Source organism: Pseudomonas sp. HMWF006 (genome assembly GCF_003061205.1).
Taxonomy (GTDB): Bacteria; Pseudomonadota; Gammaproteobacteria; order Pseudomonadales; family Pseudomonadaceae; genus Aquipseudomonas; species Aquipseudomonas monsensis.
In genome coordinates, this window is the sequence record NZ_QAIU01000447.1 from 7,743 (window position 1) to 11,596 (window position 3,854).

General features: G+C 60.4%; 4 protein-coding genes and 2 pseudogenes. All 6 read right to left on the minus strand.

Translation table 11 applies throughout. The features are described from left to right. Window positions 1-157 (minus strand): annotated as a pseudogene (locus tag DBR24_RS32865) (short-chain dehydrogenase); the annotation flags it as partial. A gap of 271 nt (window positions 158-428) precedes the next feature. After that, a complete protein-coding gene (locus DBR24_RS18915; protein WP_128615500.1) occupies window positions 429-1,304 on the minus strand; it encodes an SMP-30/gluconolactonase/LRE family protein in 876 nt (291 codons plus the stop codon). A gap of 133 nt (window positions 1,305-1,437) precedes the next feature. Then, window positions 1,438-2,154, minus strand: coding sequence for a FadR/GntR family transcriptional regulator (locus tag DBR24_RS18920; protein WP_123466768.1), 717 nt, complete (start codon window positions 2,152-2,154; stop codon window positions 1,438-1,440). A gap of 128 nt (window positions 2,155-2,282) precedes the next feature. Next, entirely contained in the window at window positions 2,283-2,843 is a 561-nt protein-coding gene (locus tag DBR24_RS18925; RefSeq protein ID WP_123466770.1) for a DUF1285 domain-containing protein, read from the minus strand. 15 nt (window positions 2,844-2,858) lie between these two features. Continuing rightward, the gene (locus DBR24_RS18930; RefSeq protein ID WP_123466772.1) at window positions 2,859-3,464 is read right to left on the minus strand and encodes a DUF4823 domain-containing protein; all 606 of its coding nucleotides are present in this window, start codon (window positions 3,462-3,464) and stop codon (window positions 2,859-2,861) included. A gap of 121 nt (window positions 3,465-3,585) precedes the next feature. Continuing rightward, window positions 3,586-3,854, minus strand: a pseudogene (locus DBR24_RS32870) (radical SAM protein); the annotation flags it as partial.

A 3,854-nucleotide genomic window follows, 5' to 3' on the forward strand; every position in this document is an offset into this window, starting at 1 on the left:
TATCGCTGATCACCAACCTGGCTTGCTGCGTGGCGAACGCCGCGACGATGGCTTCGCCAATGCCTTGCGCGGCGCCGGTGAGCAGCACAACCTTGTTTTTCAGACGCTCGCCCTTCGGCGGTGCAGGCACCGGCGGCAGGGAAAGGGGTTCAGCCATGGATCAGGACTCCTGTTTCGCAGGCACAAAAAAACCGGGCATCTGCCGATGTCCGGTCTGGAAGGCGTGTGGAACGAAACAGGCAGGCGCCGCTGACGGCTGTGGGCCGTTGCAAGACGCGGACTCCGCTCGGGAGTGCGAGATGGATTCGCTGCATCACTTCACCTGTTTTGTTCTTTTTAAGTGTGAGTGCGTGTTACTGCTGGAGCCGACTATAAACCCGACCGACAAATAATCTCAATATATAATTTTGCATCCCATATTTTGGGATTTATCCCGCAAACCGGGTGCACGGTTTACCGGCCACCTCGACGCGCATCGACAACACCGCGCCATCCAGCGGGTGGTTGAGCGGGCTACTGGCACTGGTGATGTACAGGGTTTTCAGGTCTTCACCACCAAACACGCAACTGGTCGGTCGGCTGACGGGCAAATCGATCTTGCGGTCAACGTCGCCATCCGGAGTCAGGCGCAACAGGCAACTGCCATCCCAGCGCGCATTCCACACGTAGCCTTCGGCGTCCATCGCCGAACCGTCCGGGCCGCCGTGCTGATCGGGGCCGTACCAGACGTAAGCAGTGTCGAGGTTGCCGTCGGTGTGAATGAAATAGCGATAGAGCGTGCTGTCGAGGCTGTCACCGAACAGCAGCGTGGTGCCGTCATTGCTCCACAACAGCGTGTTGGGAATCCCCAGACCGCGCAGCAAGGGCGTCACACGTTGATCGGCATCGACCCGAAACAGACCGCCAGAGCGCCGAATGACCGGCAGATCCTCGCCCTGCTCGCCGATGTTGTTTTGCATGGTACTCAGCCACAGTCGACCCTGAGCATCGCAACGAGCCTCGTTAGCACGGTTGCCCGGTTGCGGGTCGGCGACGCAGAACAGGGTCAGGCGCGGTTCGAGGCCCGGGGAGTCAAGGTCGAGGCGATAGACACCGCTGCTGAGGGTGACCAGGGCATCGCCACTGGCACAGGGAATGAACGCGGACACGTGTTCCGGCATCTGCCAGATCTGCACGTTCTGGCCGATCAGCCGCAGGGCCTGTTTGCCGGCGATATCGACCCAGTACAACGCCTGGGTCGGCGCGTCCCAGAACGGACCTTCACCAAGTCGGGCGCGGTGTTGGGTTACGGCGGTCCACGTCATGTTGAATCCTTCATGTTGTTGTTTTTACTGTAGGGGCGAGCCTGCTCGCGATGGCGTCGGGTCAGTCGGGATGTCTGGCACTGATGAAATCGCTATCGCGAGCAGGCTCGCGCCTACAGGGGAATTTGGGTTGTCAGCTGGCTTTTTTGTCGGCCATCACCTTCGGGTAGAAGCGCTTGATGGCCAGGTCGGCGTTATCAATCAGGGTCATGCACGCCCACACCCCGCGCGCCGAATCCCGGGCAGCGATGGCCTCGGCCATGTCCTTGTGGATCGGCAAGGTACGGCGCAGCTCATCCGGGTCGGCAGCCGAGACCTCGAACGACACCGCCAGCAAGGCGCCGAGGGCCGGGACCATTTGCTCAATGAACTGGTTATGACTCGCCGCGAGAATGGACTCGTGAAACGACTGGTCGGCGCGGTTGTAATCAACGCCGCTGTCCACGGCTCGCTCCAGGGCGTTGTAAGCCAGTTGCACCGTCTCGATCTGTTCCACGGTGGCGCGCTCGCAGGCCCAGCGCACGGCCATGGGCTCGATGGTGCGGCGCAGATCGAGCAAGTCATCGACGAAGTTTTCCGGCAAACCATTACGCGACAGCCAACCGACGACTTGCGGATCGAACAGGTTCCAGCGCCGTACCGGCAACACCCGCGTGCCGACCTTCGGCCCGACTTCGAGCATGCCTTTGGCCGCCAGGGTTTTGATCGCCTCGCGGATGACGGTGCGGCTGACGCCAAGTTGTTCACCCAAATCCGCTTCGACCTTGAGGGTCTGACCCGGTTTGACCTGGCCAGCGGCGATCCAGCTGCCCAGCCAGTCGACGGTCGACACATGAAAGCTGCTGGACATGAACACCTCAAAGCGGTTCGCGATGGGTGTTCACGCTAATGATCATATGATTGGGTGTCAATCAGGATTTACTGCGGAAACGCAAAACAAATGCAGCAGGCTCACTCCTGCAGGTTTTTTGTTTTGGATCAGGGTTCGAGGCCGATGCGGAAGAACTCGCCGCCGCTCCACACACCAAGCCAGCGTTGGCCATCGACTTCACGACTGACCGCCAGCTCCACCAGTTGGTAGAACACATTGCGATGGATCAGCGCTTCAAGGTTGGTGCGCACATGCACATACGGCGCCGGCTCCTGTGTCGCCGGGTCGATTTCGACGCGGATTGGATGCTCGGGCCCGGCCTCGGTCGTCTCATCGACATTGGTGGTAAATCGCAGCACCTGCGCCTCACCCTCGCCTTCGACTTCCACGGTGATCGCCACGAACGGCGCATCGTCGACCTTGATCCCGACCTTCTCGACCGGGGTGATCAGGAAGTAATCATCGCCGTCGCGGCGCATGATCGTGGAGAACAATTTGACCATCGGCTTGCGCCCGATCGGCGTACCCAGGTAATACCAGGTGCCGTCGCGGGCGATGCGCATGTCAATGTCGCCGCAGAAGTCCGGGTTCCACAAGTGCACCGGCGGCAGGCCTTTGGTTTTGGGGATCTGTCCCAACAGGTCATTGGCTTTTTGCGGGCCACTCATGGCGTTCTCCTTGGCTTATTGGTCGCCGACTCCCAGCAGGCTGCGCGCGTATTGCGCCAGTGGCGGGCCGATCAGGTCTTCAGGCTTGTTGTCGTGGAACGTCAGTAAACCGCCACGACTCTTGATCCGTGCAGTATCAATCAAATACTGGGTGCTGGTCTCGATCAACATGATCTGAATCACCCCGCCGTCGATGCCCACGCGATCCACGGCTTCCTGATCGAGCCACTCGTCGGAGTTGCCGATGCGGTCGTCAGCCTTGGCAAAACGGGTGTACAGCAAATAATGCGCGCCAGCATCGCGGGCTTCGCCCATCGCCTGATCGAGGCCTTCCGGCGCACGGGCGCGACGAACCATCGGGAAGTATTCCACAAAGCCCTTGAAGGCTTCTTCGGCGACCACGTTCGGCCGTGGATAGGAACCACCCGGCGGTGCGAACGAACCCTGGGCGATGTAGATGAACGAGTCCGGCTGAATGCGGAAGTTGTTCACCCGGCGGCTGTCGCTGTGATCCAGCAGCCCCGCGTCGCTCATCTGATAGCGAGTGCCCTCGGCCATATCGCTGACAGTCATACAGCCGCCAAGCGCCAAAACGGCCAGCAGCAAAACCAGGCTACGCATCCTCATCCTCCAGAAGCCGGTGACGGAAAACCGGCGAATGGCCGTTGAATGCAGCTTTTGCGCCAGCTCACAGAAATCTACAGGTATCGAATTTGAAATGAGGCTTTTGTGGCGCGGGAGCTCAGCCGCCAATAATCTTCATGACCGTCGCGCCACCGGAAAAAGCCACTTCCTGCTTGTCACCCAACGCCTTGACCAGCAGGCGCTGTAACGCCGGCAGAGCCTGATGGCGCGGCTTGTCGAGCAGATCGCCGACATAGTGGCGGTTGCTCGACGACAGGCAGCCATGCAGCCAACCGGTGGACGACAGGCGCAAACGCGAGCATGTCCGGCAGAATGGCACGCTTTCATTGGCGATTACGCCGAAGTGACCGACGCCCGGGATCGCAT